Origin of the sequence: Clostridium sp., from assembly GCF_047777555.1 — a bacterium.
Taxonomy (GTDB): domain Bacteria; phylum Bacillota; class Clostridia; order Clostridiales; family Clostridiaceae; genus Clostridium_H.
The window spans coordinates 166,319-190,401 of sequence record NZ_JBKEEV010000004.1; the positions used below are offsets into that span (position 1 = coordinate 166,319).

At 32.0% G+C, this 24,083-nt stretch carries 20 protein-coding genes; 2 read left to right on the plus strand and 18 right to left on the minus strand.

The window, feature by feature from the left end; genetic code table 11:
* From ade to ACFWTK_RS08845, 10 genes are all read right to left on the minus strand, one after another.
* Complete coding sequence (ade, locus tag ACFWTK_RS08800) at positions 1–1,695, minus strand: adenine deaminase (protein WP_415875641.1); 1,695 nt, start codon at positions 1,693–1,695, stop codon at positions 1–3.
* Positions 1,696–1,844: 149 nt separating this feature from the next.
* Complete coding sequence (locus ACFWTK_RS08805) at positions 1,845–3,221, minus strand: NCS2 family permease (protein ID WP_415875642.1); 1,377 nt, start codon at positions 3,219–3,221, stop codon at positions 1,845–1,847.
* 326 nt (positions 3,222–3,547) lie between these two features.
* Entirely contained in the window at positions 3,548–4,477 is a 930-nt protein-coding gene (arcC, locus tag ACFWTK_RS08810) for a carbamate kinase (RefSeq protein WP_415875643.1), read from the minus strand.
* A 37-nt stretch (positions 4,478–4,514) separates the two neighbouring features.
* Positions 4,515–5,708, minus strand: a complete 1,194-nt coding sequence (gene ygeW / locus ACFWTK_RS08815) for a knotted carbamoyltransferase YgeW (protein WP_415875644.1) — start codon at positions 5,706–5,708, stop codon at positions 4,515–4,517.
* A 36-nt stretch (positions 5,709–5,744) separates the two neighbouring features.
* The gene (locus ACFWTK_RS08820; RefSeq protein ID WP_415875645.1) at positions 5,745–7,061 is read right to left on the minus strand and encodes a YgeY family selenium metabolism-linked hydrolase; all 1,317 of its coding nucleotides are present in this window, start codon (positions 7,059–7,061) and stop codon (positions 5,745–5,747) included.
* A gap of 56 nt (positions 7,062–7,117) precedes the next feature.
* Positions 7,118–8,329 (minus strand): diaminopropionate ammonia-lyase, encoded by a 1,212-nt coding sequence (gene dpaL, locus ACFWTK_RS08825; RefSeq protein ID WP_415875646.1) that lies wholly within the window; start codon positions 8,327–8,329, stop codon positions 7,118–7,120.
* A 388-nt stretch (positions 8,330–8,717) separates the two neighbouring features.
* A complete protein-coding gene (locus ACFWTK_RS08830) occupies positions 8,718–9,404 on the minus strand; it encodes a tocopherol cyclase family protein (protein WP_415875647.1) in 687 nt (228 codons plus the stop codon).
* Between the two features lie 154 nt (positions 9,405–9,558).
* Positions 9,559–11,217: a glutamine--tRNA ligase/YqeY domain fusion protein gene (locus tag ACFWTK_RS08835; RefSeq protein WP_415875648.1), complete on the minus strand. Its 1,659-nt coding sequence runs from the start codon at positions 11,215–11,217 to the stop codon at positions 9,559–9,561.
* Between the two features lie 305 nt (positions 11,218–11,522).
* Positions 11,523–11,654 carry a hypothetical protein gene (locus ACFWTK_RS08840; RefSeq protein ID WP_415875649.1) on the minus strand — a complete coding sequence of 44 codons (132 nt, stop codon included), beginning with the start codon at positions 11,652–11,654 and terminating at the stop codon, positions 11,523–11,525.
* A 287-nt stretch (positions 11,655–11,941) separates the two neighbouring features.
* A complete protein-coding gene (locus ACFWTK_RS08845; RefSeq protein WP_415875650.1) occupies positions 11,942–12,460 on the minus strand; it encodes a type 1 glutamine amidotransferase domain-containing protein in 519 nt (172 codons plus the stop codon).
* A 175-nt stretch (positions 12,461–12,635) separates the two neighbouring features.
* On the opposite strand from ACFWTK_RS08845, the gene ACFWTK_RS08850 reads away from it, so the two are divergent.
* Positions 12,636–14,219 (plus strand): ABC-F family ATP-binding cassette domain-containing protein, encoded by a 1,584-nt coding sequence (locus ACFWTK_RS08850; RefSeq protein WP_415875651.1) that lies wholly within the window; start codon positions 12,636–12,638, stop codon positions 14,217–14,219.
* 54 nt (positions 14,220–14,273) lie between these two features.
* On the opposite strand, the gene ACFWTK_RS08855 is transcribed toward ACFWTK_RS08850, so the two are convergent.
* The 5 genes from ACFWTK_RS08855 to moaA all read right to left on the minus strand — a co-directional run bounded on the left by ACFWTK_RS08855 (position 14,274) and on the right by moaA (position 19,190).
* Positions 14,274–14,909 carry a bifunctional 4-hydroxy-2-oxoglutarate aldolase/2-dehydro-3-deoxy-phosphogluconate aldolase gene (locus ACFWTK_RS08855; protein WP_415875652.1) on the minus strand — a complete coding sequence of 212 codons (636 nt, stop codon included), beginning with the start codon at positions 14,907–14,909 and terminating at the stop codon, positions 14,274–14,276.
* Between the two features lie 409 nt (positions 14,910–15,318).
* Entirely contained in the window at positions 15,319–17,214 is a 1,896-nt protein-coding gene (locus ACFWTK_RS08860; protein WP_415875653.1) for an ABC-F family ATP-binding cassette domain-containing protein, read from the minus strand.
* 81 nt (positions 17,215–17,295) lie between these two features.
* The gene (locus ACFWTK_RS08865) at positions 17,296–17,733 is read right to left on the minus strand and encodes an MOSC domain-containing protein (protein ID WP_415875654.1); all 438 of its coding nucleotides are present in this window, start codon (positions 17,731–17,733) and stop codon (positions 17,296–17,298) included.
* Positions 17,734–18,219, minus strand: coding sequence for a cyclic pyranopterin monophosphate synthase MoaC (moaC, locus tag ACFWTK_RS08870; RefSeq protein ID WP_415875655.1), 486 nt, complete (start codon positions 18,217–18,219; stop codon positions 17,734–17,736). It lies immediately after the preceding gene.
* Between the two features lie 8 nt (positions 18,220–18,227).
* A complete protein-coding gene (gene moaA, locus ACFWTK_RS08875) occupies positions 18,228–19,190 on the minus strand; it encodes a GTP 3',8-cyclase MoaA (protein ID WP_415875656.1) in 963 nt (320 codons plus the stop codon).
* Between the two features lie 165 nt (positions 19,191–19,355).
* Between moaA and ACFWTK_RS08880 the strand changes: the two genes are divergently transcribed.
* Positions 19,356–19,847 (plus strand): MogA/MoaB family molybdenum cofactor biosynthesis protein, encoded by a 492-nt coding sequence (locus ACFWTK_RS08880; RefSeq protein WP_415875657.1) that lies wholly within the window; start codon positions 19,356–19,358, stop codon positions 19,845–19,847.
* A 61-nt stretch (positions 19,848–19,908) separates the two neighbouring features.
* On the opposite strand, the gene recQ is transcribed toward ACFWTK_RS08880, so the two are convergent.
* The 3 genes from recQ to ACFWTK_RS08895 form a co-directional block, all read right to left on the minus strand.
* On the minus strand, positions 19,909–22,050 hold the full coding sequence (gene recQ / locus ACFWTK_RS08885; protein WP_415875658.1) for a DNA helicase RecQ: 2,142 nt from the start codon (positions 22,048–22,050) through the stop codon (positions 19,909–19,911).
* Between the two features lie 164 nt (positions 22,051–22,214).
* Positions 22,215–23,216: a UDP-glucose 4-epimerase GalE gene (gene galE / locus ACFWTK_RS08890; protein ID WP_415875659.1), complete on the minus strand. Its 1,002-nt coding sequence runs from the start codon at positions 23,214–23,216 to the stop codon at positions 22,215–22,217.
* Positions 23,217–23,455: 239 nt separating this feature from the next.
* Positions 23,456–23,911 carry a VanZ family protein gene (locus ACFWTK_RS08895; protein ID WP_415875660.1) on the minus strand — a complete coding sequence of 152 codons (456 nt, stop codon included), beginning with the start codon at positions 23,909–23,911 and terminating at the stop codon, positions 23,456–23,458.
* Positions 23,912–24,083 lie beyond the last annotated feature (172 nt).

A 24,083-nucleotide genomic window follows, 5' to 3' on the forward strand; every position in this document is an offset into this window, starting at 1 on the left:
CTATAAGAATAAATCTATAAACTCTCTTTTATTAAAATCATAAAGTCCTCTTGTTGTAATCCTTACTTCTGGTATTACAGGAAGTGCCATAAAGCCTACAGTTAAAAATACATCTAAATCTTCATCATTTCCGTAATCTTTGCATATTCTATTTAAGCTTTTTATTTTATTTATAACAAAGTCCACTTTCTTAGAAGTCATAAGTCCTCCAAAAGGCAGACTTAATTCATCTAAAATCTCTCCATTAGATACTATAACAATTCCTCCACCAATAGAAATAACTCTATTTACCGCAAGTTGCATGTCCTTGTCATTATCACCAACTACTATAATATTGTGTGAGTCATGTGCTATTGTTTGAGCTATAGAACAATTTCTTAAGCTTAATCCTTCTATAAATCCAATAGAATATCTTCCTGTATTTTTATGTCTCTCAAACACGCCTATTTTAAGGGCATCTTTTGAAATTACTGAATCTACATATCCATCTTTAATAGTTATTTCTCTTATAGATTTCTTTGTTTCAATTGAATTTTTAATAACTTTTATAACATTTATTTTATTGGATTTAGCTTTTACTTTAAAAACTTTTTCATCTATATAACTTATATTCATAGAATTTCTTAAGGTTTCTGTAAAGTCCTCTTTTAGCTCTTCTCTATACACCTTTCCATTTCTAATTACAAGCTTAATTTTTACTTCTTTTAAATCTTCTAGTACAACTAAATCTGCCTTATATCCTGGTGCAACCGCTCCTCTATTTTTAATTCCAAAACATTGGGCTCCATTTAAAGTTGCTATAGTAATTGCCTTAACTGGATCTATTCCACCTTTTATAGCTAGCCTAATACATTCATCTATGGATCCCCTCTCTACCAAGTCCACTATATCCTTGTCATCTGTGCAGAATAAAAATCTGTGAAAGTTATTATTGTTTATAGCTGGCAATAAATCTTTCAAATTCTTTGCTGCAGAACCTTGCCTTAGCATAACATACATACCCTTTTTCACTTTTCTAATAGCTTCTTCTGGAGTTGTACATTCATGGTCAGTGGTAATCCCAGCATTTAAATATGCATTCAGCCAGTATTCATCTATATTAGGGCAGTGTCCATCTATATGCTTATCTTTAAATAATGCTATTTTATTTAACATATCCTCTTTTCCATACACAACAGCTGGCACATCCATTACTTCTCCAAGTCCTAATACCTTTTCATTATTTACGAACTTTTCTAGTCTTTTAGAATTCAGCACAGCTCCATTATCTTCAAATTCTACAGCTGGGACACAAGATGGCATCATAAAGAATATATCTATAGCACTTTTTTTAGAATCCTTTATCATAAACTTTATTCCATCCTCACCTAGAACATTAGCTATTTCATGAGGGTCAGCTATACATGTAGTTACTCCTTTTTTAATTAAAATATGCGAAAATATCCGTGGAGTAACCTTTGAGGACTCTATGTGAACATGAGTATCTATAAATCCTGGAGATATATAACAGTTTCTACAGTCTATTTCTTCATTTCCCTCATAATCTCCAATTCCAACTATTGTATCTCCATTTATAGCTATATTTCCATAATCTATGCTTCCATCAAATACATTTATGATAAAAGCATTTTTTAGAACAAGGTCTGCTTTGCAGTCTCTAAGTGCAGTTTTAAGATTATATTTTAACCTATTCATAAATACTCTCCTTTACTCATAAGATATTTTCCAATTAAAAACTTAGATGGAGCCTTAAACTCCATCTAAATAAAGCCTCTGTAGGAACTCATTCTGCTGTCTTAAATGAGCAAACTACCATCATAGTACCATAATCTTTTATTTTTTACTTAACTAACTGCCAGTTTTATTATGAATATCAATGCAAGAATATAAATCGTCGGTGAAATATTGCTTGTTTTCTTTGCAAGTAAGTTGAATATAACATAAGCAATAACTCCAAACATTAATCCAGTTGCTATGCTGTATGTTAATGGCATTAATATTATTGTTAAGAAAGCTGGTATTGCTTGTGTATAATCATAGAAGTCAATTTGTGTTATGTTTTGCATCATAAATAATCCTACTATTACAAGTGCTGGTGCAGTTGCACAGCCTGGAATTGCAATAAATATAGGTGCTAAGAACATAGAAAGGATAAATAATATTCCTGTTGTTACAGCTGTAAGACCTGTTCTTCCTCCTTCAGCAACTCCTGCTGAACTTTCAACATAAGTTGTAACTGTAGATACACCCATTAAAGCTCCCATGGTTGTTCCAATAGCATCTACTAATAAAGCTTTATCTGCCCTTAACACTTTTCCATTTTCATCTATCATATTAACCTTTGAAGCAACTCCTACCAATGTTCCTACCGTATCAAAGAAATCTACAAATAAGAAAGTTAATAATACAGATAGGAATGTAAAAATTCCTTCAGCATGAGTAAACACTGAGAAGTCTAATTTGCCAGCTATAGGCCCTATGCCGTGAAAAGCAAAAACCCCACTTGGTAAGTATATTTCATATAATTCAGCAGCTTTTGCTGGTCCAATTATAAGAGCATATACCCAAGATAAAATAGTGCATGCTAGAATTCCCCAGAGCATTGCACCTTTTACCTTTTTATGAACCAAAATTCCTATGATTACTATACCGATTACTGCTATAACAGCTCTTGGATCTCTAAAGGTTCCTAAAGTAACCAAAGTAGAATCTTCATTTACAACTATTTTAGCTCCTTCAAGTCCTACAAGTGCAATAAATAATCCTATTCCTCCACTAACAGCTATTTTTAAAGTCATCGGGATAGAATTGACTACTAATTCTCTAACGTTGGTTACTGAAAGAATAATAAATATTATTCCTTCCGCAAATACTGCTGTTAGTGCAATCTGCCAAGGAACTTTCATGGCACCACATACAGAGAAAGCAAAGAATGCATTAAGTCCCATACCAGAAGCTAAAGCAAAAGGTAGATTAGCATAAATCCCCATTAAGATAGTTGTAAGTCCTGCTGAAAGACAAGTAGCTGTAAGTATAGCTTCCTTAGACATACCTGTTGTTGATAAAAATGATGGATTAACTGCTATAATGTATGCCATAGTCAAAAATGTAGTAAGACCAGCTACAATTTCCGTCCTCACAGTTGTATTACTATCCTTTAGCTTGAATAACTTTTCTAGAAATCCTTCTTTTGTGTTAACGATTTCGGTATTGCCATTCAAAATTATTCCTCCTTTATATAATATTAAAAATATTAAAAATATTTTTATTATTTTATTAGCAATATGAATGCCAAGTCAAAACTTAAACAAACTTCTTTATATAGCATATTTTAAATTCATCTCTTTATCTTTGAGTTATCACATTGATAATGTCTTCAAGACTTTTAAAAGCTTAATATTAACTATATATAGACTATTAGTTCATTTATCAAAACAATAAATTTTATCATTTTGATATGCCTAAATAAGTTAAAAGAACGTAGATAGACTTAATTTTTATAAATCTATTTACGTTCTTTCATAATATGCTTAAAAAATTCTATATATTACTTAATAACTGTGCCTGTTTTTCCTTCTATTCCACACTTTGCTTTTTCAAGTAATGTAATAAGGGCTTTTCTATTGCTTCCTGAGTTTACAAATTCTATTGCAGCTTCAACTTTTGGAAGCATAGAACCTGGAGCAAAATGTCCTTCTTCTATATACCTTTTAGCTTCATCTATTGTGAGTTCATCCAGCCATACTTCATTTTCTTTTCCAAAATTAATAGCTACCTTTTCTACAGCTGTAAGTATAACAAGAAAGTCTGCATCTATTAACTGTGCAAGTTTGGAACTTGCAAAATCTTTATCAACTACTGCATTTGCTCCTTTTAGATGATTTTCCTCTTTTGTTACTGGGATTCCTCCTCCACCAACTGCAACCACAAGTTGTCCTGCATTTAATAAAGCTTTTATAGTCTCCTTCTCTACAATATCAACTGGTTTTGGAGATGCCACTACTCTCCTATATCCACGTCCAGCATCTTCTTTTACTATATAGCCCTTTTTAATCATTTTCTCGGCTTCTTCCTTTGAATAGAAAGAACCTATAGGCTTTGTTGGATTTTTGAATGCTGGGTCATTTTTGTCTACAACAACTTGAGTTATAATGGTGGAAACTGGGACATTAATCCCCCTATTTAGCATTTCTTCTCTCAATGCATTTTGAAGATCATATCCGATATACCCTTGACTCATTGCTACACATACAGACATAGGTATTTTGTCCTTAACGACTTCTGACCTAACTGCAGCTTCAAAAGCAAGGTTAATCATGCCTACCTGTGGTCCATTGCCATGTGCTACTACTACCTCATGTCCTTCTTCTATAAGATCCACAATAGCCTTTGAAGTTACTTTTACAGCTTTCATCTGCTCAGAAAGATTATTGCCCAGTGCATTTCCTCCAAGTGCAATTACTATTCTTTTCTTCATAGTTATACTCCCCTATAAAAAATTATTGGCACTTATATTATTCAAACTTTCTTGTTCTATGGCTATCTGCAAGCTCTTTTAATACCTTTTGAGGATTTTTAATCTTGCTTAAGAATATCATAGCAGCAATTATATATGGTTTATAGCTAGCTTCCTTGTATAGAGGAACTCTATAGCGATCAAATACTGAGGCCTCAACCTCTCCTTTAATGCAGCTAACTCCTGTAATATCTGCAGGTAAACAATGCATATAAAGAGCTTTTCCATTCTTGGTTGTCTTCATCAATTTCTCTGTACATTCCCAATCCTTATGCTCAGCATTTTGAGCAAGAAGTTCCTTTTCAAGAGCATTTATGCCTTCAAAATTTCCTTCTCCATAAAGCTGAGTTCTCTTTTCCATAGCTGCAAATGGCGCCCAGCTCTTTGGATATACTATATCTGCATTTTCAAAAGCTTCTGCCATGCTATTAGTCTTTTTAAAGCTTCCGCCTGAAACTTTTGCATTTTTCTTAGCTATTTCTTCAACTTCTGGCATTACTTCATACCCTTCTGGATGAGCAAGTACAACTTCCATTCCAAAACGAGTCATAAGTCCAATAATACCTTGTGGCACTGAAAGTGGTTTTCCATAAGATGGTGAGTAAGCCCAAGTCATAGCTAGCTTTTTACCCTTAAGATTTTCTACTCCACCAAAATGATGAATTATAGAAAGCATATCTGCCATTGTTTGAGTTGGATGGTCAATGTCGCATTGAAGATTAACAAGAGTTGGCCTTTGTTCTAAAACACCAGCCTTATGTCCTTCCTTCACAGCATTTGACACTTCACGCATATAAGCATTACCTTTTCCTATATACATATCATCACGAATTCCAATTACATCAGCCATAAATGAAATCATGTTAGCAGTTTCACGAACAGTTTCCCCATGAGCCATTTGTGATTTTCCTTCATCCAAGTCTTGAACCTCAAGTCCTAAAAGATTACAAGCACTAGCAAAGCTGAAACGAGTACGAGTTGAATTATCACGGAATAATGAAATTCCAAGCCCACTATCAAAAATACGAGTAGACTTGTTATTCTCTCTTAAATGACGTAATGCATCTGCTACTGTAAATACAGCTTCAAGTTCATCATCTGTTTTTTCCCATGTAAGAAAAAAGTCATTTTCATACATATTCTTAAAATCAAGAGTATCTAATTTATTTATAAATTTCTCAATATTCAACATATACTACTCCCCCATCAACCTGTTTATTATTTTCTATTACTTTTTTAAATTATTTACATATATTGTTGGAAGTGCTGCATAAACTGCTGAACATTTAACCAAATCTTCTTTCCATGTCTTTTCATTTGGAGCATGTGCCTGTGCTTCAGCTCCAGGTCCAAAACCTATACATGGAATTCCATTACGTCCCATAATAGAAACACCATTAGTTGAAAATGTCCATTTATCAATTAGTGGGCGTGCCTTTCTCATTGTTTCAGTTTCTCTAGCCCCTATACGTGTTGTTCCATAAAGATTTTCATATGTCTCTTTTAATGCTTTTGTTACAGGGTGATCTTCTGGAATTACCCAAGTTGGGAAATAACATTCAATTGGGTATACTAGACCTGTAAAGCTTGGTCTCTTATATTTATACATGCTTACAACTGCTCCATATTTTTTAACAGATGGAAGCTGACGAATTTCTTCTAAGCAACTTTCCCAAGTTTCACCAGCTGTCATACGACGATCTAAAGATATTGAACATGAATCAGCTACTGCACAACGGCTTGGAGAAGTAAAGAAAATTTCTGATGTAGCAATGGTACCCCGTCCTAAGAAACGAGCTTCCTTCCATTGAGGATTATATTTTTCATCTAGCATCTTTACTAATCCTTTAATTTCTTTATCATCACCAGCATCATTATCATTAAGTGCACGAATGTCTTGAAGTATATCAGCCATTTTATAAATAGCATTATCTCCACGTTCTGGTGCTGAGCCATGACAAGAAGTTCCTTTAACATCAACACGGATTTCCATACGTCCGCGTTGTCCACGACATATACCGCCATCAGTAGGTTCTGTAGAAACTACAAAATCTGGCCTTATCTTATCTTCCTTGATAATATATTCCCAGCAAAGACCATCACAGTCTTCTTCTTGAATTGTTCCTGTTACCAATACAGTGTACTTATCATTTAACAATTCAAGATCTTTCATTATCTTGGCTCCATATACTGCTGATACTATACCCCCTAATTGGTCTGAAGCGCCACGGCCACCTATTTCTTCATCATTTTCATATCCTTCATATGGATCAAAGCTCCAGTTACTTATATTTCCAATACCTACAGTATCTATATGTGCATCAAAAGCAACTAATTTTTCCCCATTTCCCATAAATCCAAGAATATTACCCATTGGATCTATATCAACCTTATCAAAATCAAGTGCTCTCATCTCTTCTGCAATTCTATTTATGACCTCTTTTTCTCCACAACTTTCTCCTGGAATTCTAATAAGGTCACGTAAAAATTTTGTCATTTGTGGTAAATAAGCTTCTGAAGCTGCTTTTATCTTATTAAAATCCATTTTTATCCCTCTTTCCTAAAATTATTATGATATATTTTAATATTATGTCTTTCTAATTAATATGATGGGTATTCTCCATCCCATACTATATGACGATATTTATCAGGATCAGTATCTCCTTCTGTACTGAATAGCAATATTTTTGAATTTTCATCAAGTTTTAACTCTCTTCTTAAATCTGAGTATTCTTCTCTTGTAAGAATAGCATTAAGTAATCCAATAGTTACTGCTCCTGATTCACCAGAAATTACTCTTTCATCTCCTCTAAGTGGATTTCCAAGTATCCTCATACCGCTAGCAGCTACCCAATCAGGACATGCTGCAAATACACTGCTGTAAGATTTCAATACTTCCCAGCCTATTATATTTGGTTCTCCACATGCAAGTCCCGCCATTATAGTTGGCATGTCCCCACCAACTGTTCTTGGATTTCCATCCCCTGCTTCAGCTGATTTATAGAAGCAAGCTGCTTCATCTGCTTCAGCAATTAATGTTATTGGCACATTATTCTCAAATACAGATGCAAAAAATCCCTGTACTGCACCAGCAAGGGAACCAACTCCAGCTTGAATAAATATATGTGTAGGCCTTTCTACTCCATATTCCTGTAATTGCTCTAGAGCCTCATATGCCATAGTCCCATATCCCTGCATTATCCATGTTGGTATTTCCTCATATCCTTCCCATGCAGTATCCTGAACTACAACCCATCCATACTTTTCAGCCTGCTCGGCAGTAAATCTAACAGCATCATCATAATTCATGTCTAAAATGGAAGCAGTTGCTCCTTCTTTTCTGATATTTTCAAGCCTTGTCTGTGATGATCCCTTTGGCATATATACCACAGACTTTTGTTTTAACTGATTTGCAGTCCATGCAACTCCTCTTCCATGATTACCATCCGTTGTAGTTGCAAAAGTAATCTCTCCTAATTCCTTTCTAACTTCCTCAGATGTCAACTTTTCAAAGCTAAGCTCAGAGATGTCTTTTCCTATTCTTTTAGCAAGATACTTTGACATTGCAAAGGAGCCTCCAAGTACCTTAAAAGCATTAAGTCCAAATCTATAGGACTCATCTTTTATATATATACCTCCAACTCCAAGCTTTTTTGATAAATTATCTAAACTCACTAAAGGTGTTCTTGAATACTGTGGAAAACTTTCATGAAATTTTTTTACTCTTCCTATTTCTTCCTTGCTTAAAAAAGATAGTTCTGCTTTTTTATCTACTTCTATTGTATTAGCTTTCCATTTTACCTTTTTGCTCATTGTTCTAATTTATTCCTCCTCTCGTAATTCATGTATATTTTCCGAAGCAACTAATGTGCCAAATTCATATCCATTTGAAAACTCTTATTTTTTATGCTAATACAATATACTTATAAACAGCAGAAAAGCAGGCGCATAGGCCTGCTTTTCTAGTATTATATAAAAATATAATGAAACTATGAAGTTGAAAAATTTTAAAATTATCACAGTTAAACAATTATCATAATGATATTTCTTATCATTATGATAATTGGAACCTTAGCAAACATTCTATATATATTATTTATAATTATCATTTTAATAATCAAAATTCATAAGATTATTTTTACAAGTTAGGTATTAATAAGAAAAGTAAACAATAATTTAAAAATATCTATAAAAAGTGATTTCACACTAAATTTTTATAATCCCCTGAAAGCTCAATACCAGCACAGGAGCATTCACCTTTAAAAATTATACAATCTTTTTTCTTATTATAAAGATTAACGATTAGACTTCCTTGTAAGCTTTCTCTTGCTATAGGCACCATACTATTATCACTCGGTGCGTATAGATCCATAAATGTTCCTTCTTTATTTAATACTTCAACTTTAAGAAAATAATCTTTATTACTGGCTTCTAAAAATAGCTTTTTTTCTTCAAATTTAATTGAAATAGTGCTTCTATTTATAGTGGTAAACTTATAGAACTCACCATTTACGTACATTCCTATTAAGAATCCTGTAAAACTAGTGAATAAAAACGGTACATGACCTATAGAACATGAAAGAGATACCTCTCCATCTTCAAAGCAGTTTCCTTGAATCCAAATATAAGAATACGGAAAAGCCTTTCCCCAGTTCTTCTCCACATATAGCTTTCCTCCCGTAAAATCCACTATCCTATGATTAATCCTAAGGCTTCCAACGATATTTCCATGAAGAGCACACACTTGGCTATAACATTGCATAAAGTTCAAATAGTTATAAAAGCCCATACTACCTGGATTAATAAAACTATCTGGCCATTTTACAATATCTTTAAAATATAAAGTTCCAAAAAAACTATCTTCTTTGCAATTTATATTTAACTTCATTAAAAGCGCCCCCCTCAGTAAATCCTAAAAACTATTTTTATCCCATTTCAAGGCTTTTATACTCTTAAATTTCTCATTCTCCACCTTTTTACTAAAAAATATACACCCTTAACCTTAACCGCTAAGAGTGTACATTTTTATAGGTGGTATAAAATTATTGTTGAATTTTGAATGAACTCTTTAAAGATACTGTTCTATTAAATACTAGTTTGTCTTCAGTAGTATACTTAGGATCTACATTGAAATATCCATGTCTAACTAATTGGAACTTATCATTAGGCTTTGCATTCTTCATAAATGGTTCAACAAATCCTTGAGTTATTTCTAAGGAATTTGGATTTATATTATCTAAGAATGTTTTTCCTTCTTCCTGTTCCTCATCTAAGATTAAGGAATCATACAATCTAAATTCTGCTGGAACTGCATGCTGTGCGCTAACCCAATGAATTGTACCTTTAACCTTTCTTCCAGTAAAGCCAGTTCCGCTCTTTGTTTCTGGATCATAGGTACAGTGAATTTCTTTAATGTTTCCATTTTCATCTTTTATAACTTCATTACATTTAATAAAGTAAGCATTCTTTAGTCTTACTTCATTACCTGGGAATAGTCTGTAATACTTCTTTGGAGGATTTTCCATAAAATCTTCAGCATCAATATACAATTCTCTTGAGAATGGAATTTGACGTTTTCCTAGTTCAGGATTATCTTGATTGTTTTCAGCTTCTAACATTTCAACCTTACCTTCTGGATAGTTAGTTATAACTACCTTTATTGGTCTTAATACTCCCATAGTTCTTGGTGCCTTAATTTTTAAATCCTCTCTTATAAAGTGCTCTAGCATAGCAACATCTACTAAGCTGTTGCTCTTTGACACCCCAATAGCTCTGCAAAAATTTCTGATAGCTTCTGGAGTATATCCCCTTCTTCTTAAGCCTGATATAGTAGGCATACGAGGGTCATCCCAAGCATCAACAATTCCCTCATCTACAAGCTGCTTTAATTTTCTCTTACTCATTACTGTATTAGTCAAGTTCAATCTTGCAAACTCGATTTGTTGAGGTTGGTTTTCCATCTCACATTCTCTCACTACCCAATCATAAAGAGGGCGATGGTCTTCAAATTCTAGTGTACAGATTGAATGAGTAATTCCTTCGATTGCATCTTCAAGAGGATGGGCAAAATCATACATTGGATATATACACCATTTGTCTCCTGTATTGTGATGAGTTGCATGAGCTATTCTATAAATTATAGGATCTCTCATGTTTATATTTGGAGATGCCATGTTTATTTTAGCTCTTAATACCTTTTCTCCATCTTTAAACTCACCATTTTTCATTCTTTCAAAAAGCTCTAAATTCTCTTCTACTGTTCTGTTTCTATAAGGACTTTCTTTTCCAGGTTCAGTTAAAGTACCTCTGTATTCTTTTATCTCTTCTGGTGATAAGTCACATACATAAGCTTTTCCCTTCTTTATTAAAAGAAGAGCTCTTTTATACATTTCTTCAAAATAATTTGAAGCAAAATATAGTCCATCCCACTCAAATCCTAGCCATTTAACGTCTTCTTTAATGGATTCTACATATTCTGTATCTTCCTTTACTGGGTTTGTATCATCAAATCTTAGATTTGTTTTTCCATTGAACTCATCAGCTAACTCAAAATTTAAAGTTATAGATTTTGCATGACCAATATGAAGATAACCATTTGGCTCTGGTGGGAAACGAGTAATCACTTCTTTTCTTTTTCCAGATTTTAAATCCTCCATAACAATATTTCTTATAAAGTTAGATGAAGCATTATTGTTTTCCATTTTTTCACCTTTCTTTCATTTGACTATCTTATGGTTTTTATGTACTTTTTATCGTATACATTTTAATTATATAAAATCATAACCCTATTAAAACACATTTCTTTTATTTTATATGTAAAATTGCACATTATATCTAATTATACAATAAAACTTAAATTATGGCACGTGATTTTACAAAAAAGATTTGGCTAATTATATATCTTTATAAGTATTTCCGTATTAATATGTATATATTTTATAAGACTTTTTTACAATAATTAAGGCTATGTTTTTAATTTTTTAAACATAGCCTATTTTCTTAGATTTTATTTTTTGTGACGCTGTTCAGTATAAGTGTAGTTTCCATTAGAAGCCTTACGTTCTATATCTTTTAATTTAGCTTTAACATCAGCTAATTCAGATTGTATATCAGATAATATCTTTTTCATTTCTTCCATATTTTTTTCTCCTTTCTTTTTAAAAAACTTGTTGTATTTAGTCTCTTTATTTTATTATATATTATTCATTATTTTAAATCAATAATAATTATTTGTTAGTATTTATTATTGACAATATGTATATTTTTATTTATAATAAAAGCATAAACTTATTGTTTAAGTTTATCTATTACAATATAATTATTCCCAATTTGAATCAATGCGCTTTATAAATTGAAGTATAATAATCCCCTTTAACCTTAATAAAAAAGTTAGGTATGCTTAATGCTGTACCTAACTTTTTTATCTTATTTACTCAACACCTCTATATATTTTTTCATATAAACTGGCAAATCCATAGGACGTCTACTTGAAACTATATTTCCATCTACAACTACAGGTTCATCTAGCCAAGTTGCTCCTGCATTTTCCATATCATCCTTAATTCCCGGCGTGCTAGTAACATTTTTTCTATTTAAAATCTTAGCTGAAATAGAAACCCATCCAGCATGACATATTTGCCCTATAACCTTGTTCTGTTCATTCATTTTGGCTACAATTTCTAGTACTTCTGGAAACCTTCTTAGCTTATCTGGTGCCCATCCCCCTGGAATTAAGATACCATCATACTCTTCCACATTTACCTCTGAAAAAGAACAATCTGAATATGCAGGAACTCCATATTTCCCAATATATTTCTCATTAGCTTTTTCTCCTGCAACAACAACTTTTACTCCTTCTTCTCTTAATCTTAAAATAGGATACCATAGTTCTAAATCCTCGAAATCATCATAAATAAGACTAAGTACCTTTTTGTTATCTAACATTTTCATTCCCCCTATGTTTATACATATCCTACAAGTCTTTATATTAAGCTTTTATTATTCAATATAATTATATCATACAAAGCTTTCTCTTACTATTTTTTACAGATGCAATACTCATTAATTTATGGTATAATATCGCGATGATTGTAAAATACAGTAGAAGGATGGTAATGACGTGATCACAGTAACTAATGTAAGCTTAAGATATGGCGAGAGAAAACTTTTTGAAGATGTAAATTTAAAGTTTACTCCTGGCAACTGCTATGGTGTCATAGGAGCTAATGGCGCTGGGAAAAGTACATTTTTAAAGATATTATCTGGAGAAATTGAACCAAATACAGGTGATGTAAGTATTCCAAATGAAATTAGAATGTCTGTTTTAAAACAGGATCATTATCAATATGATGATTATGAAGTTTTGGAAACAGTTATAATGGGAAATTCAAGACTCTATGAGATCATGAAAGAAAAAGAGGCCCTATACGCAAAGCCTGATTTTACAGATGAAGATGGAATAAAAGCTTCAGAGCTGGAATGTGAATTTGCAGAATTAGACGGTTGGGAAGCTGAAGCTGAAGCTTCTTCACTGCTTCAAGGATTAGGCATAGGAACAGACCTTCACTATAAAAAAGTTTCTGAATTGACAGGACCAGAAAAAGTTAAAGTACTTCTTGCACAGGCACTATTCGGAAAACCTGGAATATTAATATTAGATGAGCCTACTAACCACCTTGATATAAAGTCTATTAACTGGCTTGAGGAATTTTTAATCAATTTCGAAGGTACTGTTATAGTTGTATCTCACGATAGGCATTTTTTAAATAAAGTTTGTACTCATATGGCTGATGTTGATTTTGGTAAAATTAAACTGTATGTTGGAAACTATGACTTTTGGTATGAATCAAGCCAATTGGCTCTTCAAATGGCTAAGGATCAGAATAAGAAAAAGGAAGAAAAAATCAAAGAATTACAAGATTTTATTGCAAGATTTAGTGCCAATGCTTCTAAATCAAAACAAGCTACTTCACGTAAAAAGCTTTTAGAAAAGATTACCTTGGATGATATTCAACCATCTAGTAGAAGATATCCTTATGTGGGCTTTAAGCCAAATAGAGAAGTTGGAAATGATATTCTTATGGTAGATGGATTATCTAAAACCATAGATGGAGAAAAAGTTCTAGACAATGTTAGCTTTATGCTCTCCAAAGGTGATAAGGTTGCATTTATAGGAAATGAGCTTTCCATAACTACATTATTTAAAATTCTAACTGGTGAAATGGAACCAGATGAAGGAAAGTATAAATGGGGAATTACTATTTCTACTGCTTACTTCCCTAAAGATAACTCTGAATTCTTTAATAATGTAGATTTAACTTTAGTAGATTGGCTTCGTCAATTCTCCGAAGAAAAGTCAGAAAGTTACCTAAGAGGTTTTCTTGGAAGAATGCTTTTCTCTGGTGAAGAGGCTCTAAAGCAAGCTAAAGTTCTATCAGGCGGAGAAAAGGTAAGATGCATGCTTTCAAAGATGATGCTTACAAATGCTAATGTACTAATTCTCGATCAACCTACAAATCACCTTGATCTTGAATCCATAACAGCCTTAAACAATGGACTTCGTGATTATAACAGCAATATTTTATTTGCTTCTCACGACCATCAATTTATACAAACTATAGCAAATAGAATTATTTCTATTTCACCATCTGGAATTGTGGATAAGAGAATGACTTACGATGAATATCTTGAAAGTATAGTTTAAAAATGAAAGAACCCAATTTAGGGTTCTTCTTTTAAAATGCTAAAAACTTTTCATTTAACCAATATTCAATTTATTTTTAAATTCTTCAAAATGTATTTTCAATGAATCATAGTCGCCCTTTTCTATTAAGTCTCTTCTTATCAGAGCCGAGCCTACCCCTACTGCATTTACTCCTAGATTAATATATTTACTTGCATTTTCCATATCTACGCCGCCTACAGCCATAATCTTTACATTATCCAAAGGTCCTTTAATCTGTTTTATATATTTTTCACTTACTGCCGATACTGGAAATAATTTTACCATACTGCATCCTAAGTCCTGAGCAGTTATTATTTCTGTATTGGTTAATACTCCTGGAATAATTAAGACTCCTTCTGTATTAGCATACTCTATTGCATTTATTGAAAGATTAGGTGTTACTAAAAATCTTGCTCCAGCTTCTATAGCTTTTCTTGCATCCTCTTGATTTTTAATCGTACCAGCACCTATATTAGCTACCTTATCAAATTCCTTTACTGCTTCTTTAATATATTCTAGAGCATTCAAAGTACTCAAACTGATTTCTATATTAGTTATTCCGCTTTCAATCAAAGTCTCAATAGTTTTCATATTTTGTGAGAAGGAAAGTTCCTTAAGTATTGCTATTATTTTCTTTTCTTCAATTGATTGTAGTATGTCTTTATACATATAATTCTCCTCTTTTATTTCTGATTTTTACATATTATAAATCAACAGTAAGTTCATATTCAATATTTTTTTGTGATGTTGTATCGTATTATGAAACCAAGTTTCATAATATAATGCTTAAAAAATGCTTCATATAATGAAGTATTTTTATCAGGTTTTAAAAATCCTCTTATTTTCACACTGCAAGAACAGTGCAAGATATAATTTATATTCTAAAAATATTTTTATATTGGTATTATATATTTTTCTTCGAACTTTTTCTATATCTTTTATTTTTTTCATACTTTTCTGAATTTTATATTATTATTTATAACCTAAATTTATAACCTAGGCAAAACCTACCCTTTTAAAGTATGGTTTTCCCTAGGCTGCGCCATCCATCATTTTATTCAGAATTAATATAAAACTTTTACTTACTCTTTTCAATTTTCTCAGCTAGCTCGTTTAAATAAACCCATCTTTCCATTTTTTCTTCTAACTCTTTTTCCACTTCTTCTTTTTCCTTCAACAAGTCCTGTAAAGTTCCATAATCAGAACTCGCCTCATCAATTTTCTTTTCCAATTCCTCTATCTTTTCTTCTAGAGCAGCAATTACAGAATCTATTTCTTCGTACTCTTTTTGTTCCTTATAGGAAAATTTTAATGGTTTTTCCCTTTTTCTTTGAGAATTATTTTTATTTACATTCTTTGAAATTTTATTACCTTTATCTTCTTTTTGTTCAATTCTTGAGGCTGCACTTTCCTTAAAGTCAGAATAATTTCCTGTATACTGAACTATCTTTCCATTTCCTTCAAAAGCAAATATCTTTTCCGCCATTCTATCTAAGAAATATCTATCATGAGATACAGTGATAACTGCTCCTTGGAAGTTTTCAAGATAATCCTCTAAAATTGTAAGAGTCTCTATGTCCAAATCGTTGGTGGGCTCATCAAGAAAAAGCACGTTTGGTGCTTCCATTAAGACTCTTAATAGATATAATCTTCTTTTTTCTCCACCTGAAAGCTTAGATATAGGAGTCCATTGAGCAGACGGCGGGAATAAAAACCTCTCCAGCATTTGTGAAGCTGTTATCTTATCTCCATCAGCAGTTGTTAAAAACTCCGCAGCCTCTTTTATATATTCTATAACTCTTAAATTTTCATCCATATCTGAAGATTCTTGAGAATATAATCCTATCTTTACTGTTTCTCCTATTTCAATTTCTCCATTGTCTGGCTCTATTTTTCCACTTAATATATTTATAAGCGTAGATTTACCCATGCCATTTGGTCCTATTATACCTACTCTATCATTTCTCAAAACAATATAGCTGAAATCATCTATTAATTTCTTATTACCAAATGTTTTGCTTATATGACGAAGCTCAATTACCTTCTTGCCAAGACGACTGCTGCCAACTGATATATCAAGTTTTTCATTAGATATGTTTACTTCCTGCTCATTTAGCTTTTCAAAGCGTTCTATTCTTGCCTTTTGCTTTGTAGTTCTTGCTTTTGCTCCTCTTTTAATCCATGCTAATTCCTTTTTTAAAAGACTTTGTCTCTTTTTTTCATTAGCTGCTTCTATGCTCTCTCTTTCTAGCTTTTTCTCTAGGAAAATGCTATAGTTTCCTTTATAGGTATAAAGATTTCCATTGTCCAATTCTATGATTTCATTAACCACTCTATCTAGAAAATATCTATCATGAGTAATCATAAGGAGAGCACCTTTTCTTTTGTTAAGATACTGTTCCAGCCAATCAATAGTATCATTATCAAGATGATTTGTAGGCTCATCTAAAATCAGTAAGTCAGAAGGATTTATTAAAGCTGATGCTAAGGCTATTCTTTTTCTCTGTCCACCAGATAAAGTTCCTACCTTTGCTTTAAATTCTTTAATACCAAGCTGTGTAAGTACTGATTTTGCTTCACTTTCTAAGCTCCAAGCGTTGAGTGCATCCATGTTATGTGTAAGTTTCATTAATTTTTCACTTGATGTTTCTGGACTTTCAACAGCTTCTTCATACTCTCTTATGACTTTCATAATTGGAGAATTTCCTTTAAAGACTTGCTCTAAAACTGAAGCTTCGGGATCAAAATATGGATTTTGAGAAAGATACTCAATTCTTACAGAGTTTCCTTTGATTATCCTTCCCTCATCACTTTCCTCTACTCCTGCAATAACCTTAAGCAGTGTACTCTTTCCTGTACCATTTATCCCTATTAGTCCTATTTTATCTCCTTCATTAATTCCTAAACTTATATTATTAAACAGCTTTTTTTCACTATAACTTTTTGAAATATTTTCTGCACTTAAAAGATTCATAGTACTCCCTTTCTCTATACGAAATATACATTTTTTAAACATACATTTTATTTTATAACATATAGAGAAAAAATTAAACTGCTACTTTTCAATTATTTCAATGCTATCTCCCACTCTTACCTTTCCACCTTTTAGTACCCTTGTAAATATTCCTTCTCTTGGCATTATGCAATCTCCAACTAAATTTCTAATAGCACATCCTTTATGACATTCCTTACCTATCTGAGTAACTTCTTGAATTGTTTCTCCAATTTTAAGCTTAGTTCCTACAGGAAGTTTCCATAGATTTATTCCTTCAGTGGTCAGATTTTCAGCAAACTTTCCTGCATCTAAACCTTTTGCTCCCATTTCTTTCATCTTATTAATACTTTCAATTCCAAGTAAACTAACTTGTCTATGCCACTTTCCTGCATGAGCATCCCCTTCAATACCAAAATCCTCTATAAAATTTCCTTCTGGAATTCCTTCCTTTGGAACTCCCTTTTTCTTACTAATATTTACTGCTAATACCTTTGGCATTTATATTTCCTCCCCTTTCCTTATAAATTCTCCTGATTTGCCACCTGTCTTTTTAACAAGTCTTATATTATCAATAACCATTCCTTTATCAATGGCTTTACACATATCGTAAATAGTTAAAGCTGCTATAGAAACTGCTGTTAATGCCTCCATTTCCACCCCTGTCTTACCAGTGGTTCTCGCTTCTGCCTCTATGTTAATAGCTGAATTATCTTCATCTATTTTGAAATTCAAATCTACTCCATTTATAAGTATATTATGGCACATAGGAATTACATCACTCGTTCTCTTAGCTCCCATTATTCCAGCTACTTGAGCAACTGCTAATACGTCTCCTTTTTTCATCTGTCCTTCCTTAACCTTAATTAAGGTTTCTTTATTCATTCTTACAGTACCTCTTGCAACAGCAACACGCTTAGTATCATTTTTTTCTCCTACGTCCACCATTCTTGCTTTACCATTCTCATTAAAATGCGTAAACTCCATAATTTCCTTCATCCCCCTATCTGGACCATTTCTCTATTTACAGGAGTATAATCATCTTTATTTATATGATGTTCTTTCGGCTTAATTTCTACTGCCTTTGTTATAATAGGCAAAATGTCCCCTCCCTGCCTTAATACAGCTTTTATATCTATCTCCTCGTTAGAATGAAGACAGGGTTTAATTTTCCCATCTGCTGTAAGTCTTAATCTATTGCAATTTGAACAAAAATGTGAACTTATAGGATTAATTAATCCCACTCTTCCTTTTGCATTAGGAAGTTTGTAGTGTTTAGCTGGCGCTGATTTGTCTTTATTATCTATTGGTATTAAGTTTGGATTTCTATTTAGAACTATGGTATTTGAAATGAAATGCTCTTGAGACCACTTACTGTTATCGCCAATTGGCATAAGTTCAATAAATCGTATATCTATTTTGTTTTTTAAAGTAAGATTTATAAAATCTTCAATTTCATCATCATTAAAACCTTTAATAAGCACTACATTGAGTTTTAAAGGAAACAGACCTGACTCCTTAGCTGCTTCTATTCCCCAGAATACATCTTGAAGATTTCCTCCTCTTGTTATGTACTCATATTTATCTTTATTAAGAGTGTCTATACTTATATTTACCCTTTTTAAACCTGCCTTCTTTAAATCAGCAGCATACTTTTTTAGCAATATTCCATTAGTTGTTAGTGCAATCTCATTTATCCCTTCAATATTTGATATTTTCTCTACAAGCTTCACTATACCTCTTCTAACTAAAGGTTCTCCCCCAGTAAGCCTTACTTTGTTTATTCCTATCTGGGTTGAAGTTGCAACTATTTTCTCAATCTCTTCCAAGGTTAAAATACTAGAATGACATTTCTTTACAATGCCTTCTTCTGGTATACAATATCTACATCTTAAATTACATAGATCTGTAACTGATATTCGTAAATAATTTATTTCTCTTCCCTCTCCATCTAACACCAAATCCCCTCCAGTCTAAACCTTATCAATTAGGTAATATTTCTACATTCAAGTATTTAATTCCTTTCTATTTTTCTAAATTAATCCATTTATGTATTGATTTTATACTATCCCTATATTAATCTTATTACTAAACAAACAAATTTTTTAAAGGTGGTGTTACCATTGTTTAAAGTTGGTATATTAACTGCTAGTGATAAGGGTTATTTAGGACAGCGTGAAGATACAAGTGGTAAGGTTATAGAAGAGATTATGACAAGCAATGGCTATGATGTTGCTTATTATAAAATTCTTCCTGATGAAAGAGAAATGCTTTCTAAAGAACTCATAAAAATGTGTGATATTTTGAAATTAGATTTAATTCTTACTACAGGTGGGACAGGCTTTTCTCCAAGAGATTGGACTCCTGAAGCTACTTTAGATGTAATTCATAGAGAAACTCCTGGCATATCTGAAGCTATGAGATACTACAGCCTTAAAATTACACCAAAAGCAATCTTAAGCAGAGGGGTATCTGGAATCCGTAACAATAGTCTAATCATAAACCTTCCTGGAAGTCCAAAAGCAGTTAGGGAAAATCTTGAATGTATACTTCCTGCATTAAAACACGGCTTGGAAATTTTAAAAGGAATAGCATCAGAATGTGCACGCAAATAGATTTCTAGAAGAGATATAAATGAAACAGCCCCAATTAAAAAAAGTGGAGGATTAGAGACACTTAAAGGCTCCACTCTCCACTTTCTATTTTCACTTTCTCCATGCTGCATAATGCCGCTTTAATGCTCATATAGTCCACTTCCTCTGGAAGAGCATCTTTAATAGGTCTTAATTTTTGTCCTCCAATCCTTTTAATGGTTTCATAGATAAGATCTTTATATTTGATAGGAATAAAATCTTCTAGATTAACTTCTAAACCTTCTAAATAGGATTTAATAATATGATCTTGCACAGTTGTTATTTTTAATTTTCTTTCTTTACATATCTCATCTAAGTTTTTGCCCTCTTTATACATATTGAAGCTTATTATATGACTTGGAAGCTTTTCTTCAACTTCTATAGATTCCTCTTGATTTACAGGCTTAATTCCATTTTCTTCAGCATATTTTTTAATTGCTTCTAAAAATTCCTCACCATATTTTTCAAACTTTACCTCTCCAATTCCTTTAATTTTAAGCATAGATGCAGAGTCTTGAGGTAAATACTCGCTGAGTTCACGTAAAGTACTATCTGGAAATATGATATAAGGAGGAACATTTTCTCTCTCCGATATGCTCTTTCTAAGCCTTCTAAGAACTTCAAATAAAGAGTTATCCACCTTTTGTTTTTTAATCTTTTTATGCATCTTTTTAAAAACTTTTTCATTGCCTCTAAGAACATTTAATGCTCTCTTTGTTAATCGTAATACTGGATACTCACTTTCTGTAAGAGTCATATAAGCTTCTGCAATAAGTACGTTTATCATGTTTTTAATTTCTTTTTCACTGTATTGTTTCATAATCCCATAAGTAGATAGCTTATCAAAGTTTAACTCTAGTACTTTTTTGTTTTTTGACCCTTTCAGTACTAATGCCACAAGAGTTACACCGTATCTCTGATTCATTCTTGCAACACAAGAAAATATCTTCTGAGCCTCTATTGTAATATCTACAGCCTCCGTATCATCTTTACAAGAGCTGCAATTATCACATTTATCTTTGAAATCATGTTCTCCAAAATAATCTAGTATATAGCCTCTAAGACATCTTTCAGTGTGGCAATAATCAGCCATCATCTGAATTTTTCTATATTCCCTTATCTTCCTCTCAGGAGATGTTATATTCATATCTGCTAAATATTTTTGCAATACTACATCTTGCTCTCCAAATAAAAGGATACACTCACTAGGCTCTCCATCTCTTCCTGCACGACCTGCTTCTTGGTAGTAGGCTTCCATATTTTTAGGCATATTATAGTGAATAACGTATCTTACATTAGACTTGTCAATTCCCATACCAAAGGCATTTGTAGCTACTATGATATTTATATCATCATATATAAAAGCTTCTTGATTTTCTTTTCTTTCCTTTTCCCCTAATCCAGCATGGTACTTGCCTACCTTAAAACCTTTTTTGTGCAGAAGTTCATATATGCTGTCAACTTCTCTTCTAGTAGCAGCATATATTATTCCTACTTTATCCTTGTTATTCTCTACATAATCCAATATATAATCTTTTTTGTCCACACCTTTTACCACAGATAAGTAAAGATTTTCCCTATCGAAACCAGTTACGTATACTTCTGGATTTATAAGCTCTAATAGATTAACCACATCCTCCTTGACCTCTTCTGTGGCTGTAGCTGTAAAAGCAGCTACAATAGGTCTATTAGGCATGGTTTTTATAAACCTTGCTATTTGCCTGTAGCTTGGTCTAAAGTCGTGTCCCCACTGAGATACACAGTGTGCTTCATCTATAGCAACTAAAGAAATATCCATACATTTTAGAGTCTGAGAAAATACTTCTGATTCTAGCCTTTCTGGAGCAATATATAATAAATCATACTGTCCATATTGCGCTTTAAGAATTGTATCTTCAACTTCTAAATCACTCAAAGTACTATTAATATAAGCTGCTTTTATGCCTATACTGTTCAAAGAATCCACTTGATCCTTCATAAGAGAGATAAGTGGAGATATAACCAAAGTCAATCCGTTTAATATAAGGGCTGGTATTTGATAGCATATAGACTTTCCTGCTCCTGTTGGCATAATAGCAAAAGTATCCCTCTTGTTTAAAATGCTTGTTATACTTTTTTCTTGTCCTTTTCTAAACTCCGAATATCCATAGTACTTTTTTAACAACTCTTTTGCTCTCTCTAACAAAATTCATTACTCCTTTTAAATACATCAATAGTCTTATTTAATAATTTCTAGCCAAATTTTTATATATCTATGCTTTTACACCTATAATTTTAAACATGACATAAAAAATAAACATACTTATTTTTATGAAACAAGTATGTCTATTTTTTTAAATACTAACACTACTAGTTGCTAGTACTATCCTTATATCCTTGTGGATTAGCCTTATGCCAATTCCAAGCGCTTTGTATTATTTCTTCTATATTTGTATGTTTAGGCTGCCATCCTAGTATGCTTTTAGCCTTTTGTGATGAAGCTATAAGTATGCTTGGATCTCCTTTTCTTCTCTCTCCTATTTTTGATGGTATAGGGTGTCCTGTTACCTTTCTTGCTGTCTCTATTATTTCCTTTACAGAATAACCTTCATTGCTTCCAAGATTAAATATATCGCTCTTTCCACCATTTACCAAATACTTTAAAGCCAGTATATGAGCATCAATTAAATCTATTATGTGAATATAATCTCTTATACATGTACCATCTTTAGTATCATAGTCATCTCCAAAAATAGTTATAGAACTCCTCTCACCTAGAGGTACTTGTAATACTAAAGGTATAAGATGGGTTTCATGTCTATGATCTTCACCAATGCCTTCTTCATTGTTAGCACCTGCAACATTAAAATATCTCAAGGATACATAATTTATATTATAAGCTACATTAAACCATTTCATCATCTTTTCCATAGCAAGCTTTGTTTCACCATAAGCATTGGTTGGATTTGTAATACAGTCCTCTGTAATAGGTATTTGAGTTGGCTCTCCATAAGTGGCTGCAGTAGATGAAAATACTATGTATTTTACGTCATAAGCCTTCATTGCCTCTAAAAGCACCTGAGTTCCGTATACATTATTGTCATAATATTTTATAGGATTAGACATAGATTCACCTACTATAGAGTTAGCTGCAAAATGCATTACTGCATCAAAGTTCTCTATTTCAAATATTTTAAATAACCTCTCTCTATTTCTTATATCCTGTTTGTAGAATTTAACTCTTTCTGGCAAAGAATTTAAGTGCCCCGTCTGAAGATTATCTATTACAACTACTTCATATCCACTATTTAGCAATCCCCTTACAGCATGGGATCCAATATATCCAGCTCCTCCTACTACTAAAACTTTCATAAACATTTCCCCCTTTACCATATACTTTTTAGATGAAATTTCTTATGCGTATTTTATTATACCTGTATGTGCATATTTTATTATACTTATATAGCTGCTTTTTAGTATTGGAACTTACCACTGTCTTAATAACTATCTAATTAATAAATTTCATCATACAATAGCAATGTTAGTATTTTATATACTATATTTATATTATACCTTACAAGATAATACTTTACATTAACAAAAAAATAAATTTAGTATGATTTTTTAATAGCTTTACCTTTGAACATTTTGTATAAACTTATTATGGCTAATGCAAAAATTCCACCAGAAGTATCAATTAAAACATCTCTAAACCTACCCTCTCTACCTGGAATAAATATCTGATGTATTTCATCTGAGCAAGCATATAGAAAAGTTGCTATTAAAGAAATAATAAGAGCTTTTCTTAAATAAAAATCATCTCTTAGAGCATTAAATATAAGCAAATATAGTATAAAGTATTCTGTAAAATGAGCAATTTTTCTTACAATAAAGTCAGCAAGTTCTCCTAAAGTACTATTTAAATCTATGCCTAAGGTATTTACTAAATTTATTATAAAATCACTTTTTTCAGTTGATACATCTGCTGGATCATTTGAAAATGAAAATATAACTACCATCCAAGCTGCTGCTAATATCCATCTAAAATAATTTTTTCTTTGTTTCATAGTTTCTCCTTTCATATAAGTGATAGCCAAATCATATATTAGATTTTTCTTTACTATTCATAGGTATTTAGACTTATATTATTATATCAAAATAATAAGTTCTTTTTAACTATAATTAATAACCCTTCCTTAGGATTACTTTAAAAGTTATATAAATCACAATTCTTCTAAA

Bases quoted from the DNA above. Each gene is read 5' to 3' on its own strand.
- ACFWTK_RS08840 (WP_415875649.1), bottom strand. From the start codon at position 11,654: ATGGAAGAAATGAAAAAGATATTATCTGATATACAATCTGAATTAGCT.
- moaC (WP_415875655.1), bottom strand. From the start codon at position 18,219: ATGGAGTTTACGCATTTTAATGAGAATGGTAAAGCAAGAATGGTGGAC.
- ACFWTK_RS08845 (WP_415875650.1), bottom strand. From the start codon at position 12,460: ATGTTAGATAACAAAAAGGTACTTAGTCTTATTTATGATGATTTCGAG.
- arcC (WP_415875643.1), bottom strand. From the start codon at position 4,477: ATGAAGAAAAGAATAGTAATTGCACTTGGAGGAAATGCACTGGGCAAT.
- ACFWTK_RS08860 (WP_415875653.1), bottom strand. From the start codon at position 17,214: ATGAATCTTTTAAGTGCAGAAAATATTTCAAAAAGTTATAGTGAAAAA.
- ACFWTK_RS08855 (WP_415875652.1), bottom strand. From the start codon at position 14,909: ATGTATAAAGACATACTACAATCAATTGAAGAAAAGAAAATAATAGCA.
- dpaL (WP_415875646.1), bottom strand. From the start codon at position 8,329: ATGAGCAAAAAGGTAAAATGGAAAGCTAATACAATAGAAGTAGATAAA.
- ACFWTK_RS08835 (WP_415875648.1), bottom strand. From the start codon at position 11,217: ATGGAAAACAATAATGCTTCATCTAACTTTATAAGAAATATTGTTATG.
- ygeW (WP_415875644.1), bottom strand. From the start codon at position 5,708: ATGTTGAATATTGAGAAATTTATAAATAAATTAGATACTCTTGATTTT.
- ACFWTK_RS08895 (WP_415875660.1), bottom strand. From the start codon at position 23,911: ATGAAACAAAGAAAAAATTATTTTAGATGGATATTAGCAGCAGCTTGG.
- ACFWTK_RS08820 (WP_415875645.1), bottom strand. From the start codon at position 7,061: ATGGATTTTAATAAGATAAAAGCAGCTTCAGAAGCTTATTTACCACAA.
- ACFWTK_RS08865 (WP_415875654.1), bottom strand. From the start codon at position 17,733: ATGCCAAAGGTATTAGCAGTAAATATTAGTAAGAAAAAGGGAGTTCCA.
- ACFWTK_RS08830 (WP_415875647.1), bottom strand. From the start codon at position 9,404: ATGAAGTTAAATATAAATTGCAAAGAAGATAGTTTTTTTGGAACTTTA.
- ade (WP_415875641.1), bottom strand. From the start codon at position 1,695: ATGAATAGGTTAAAATATAATCTTAAAACTGCACTTAGAGACTGCAAA.
- galE (WP_415875659.1), bottom strand. From the start codon at position 23,216: ATGAAAGTTTTAGTAGTAGGAGGAGCTGGATATATTGGATCCCATGCT.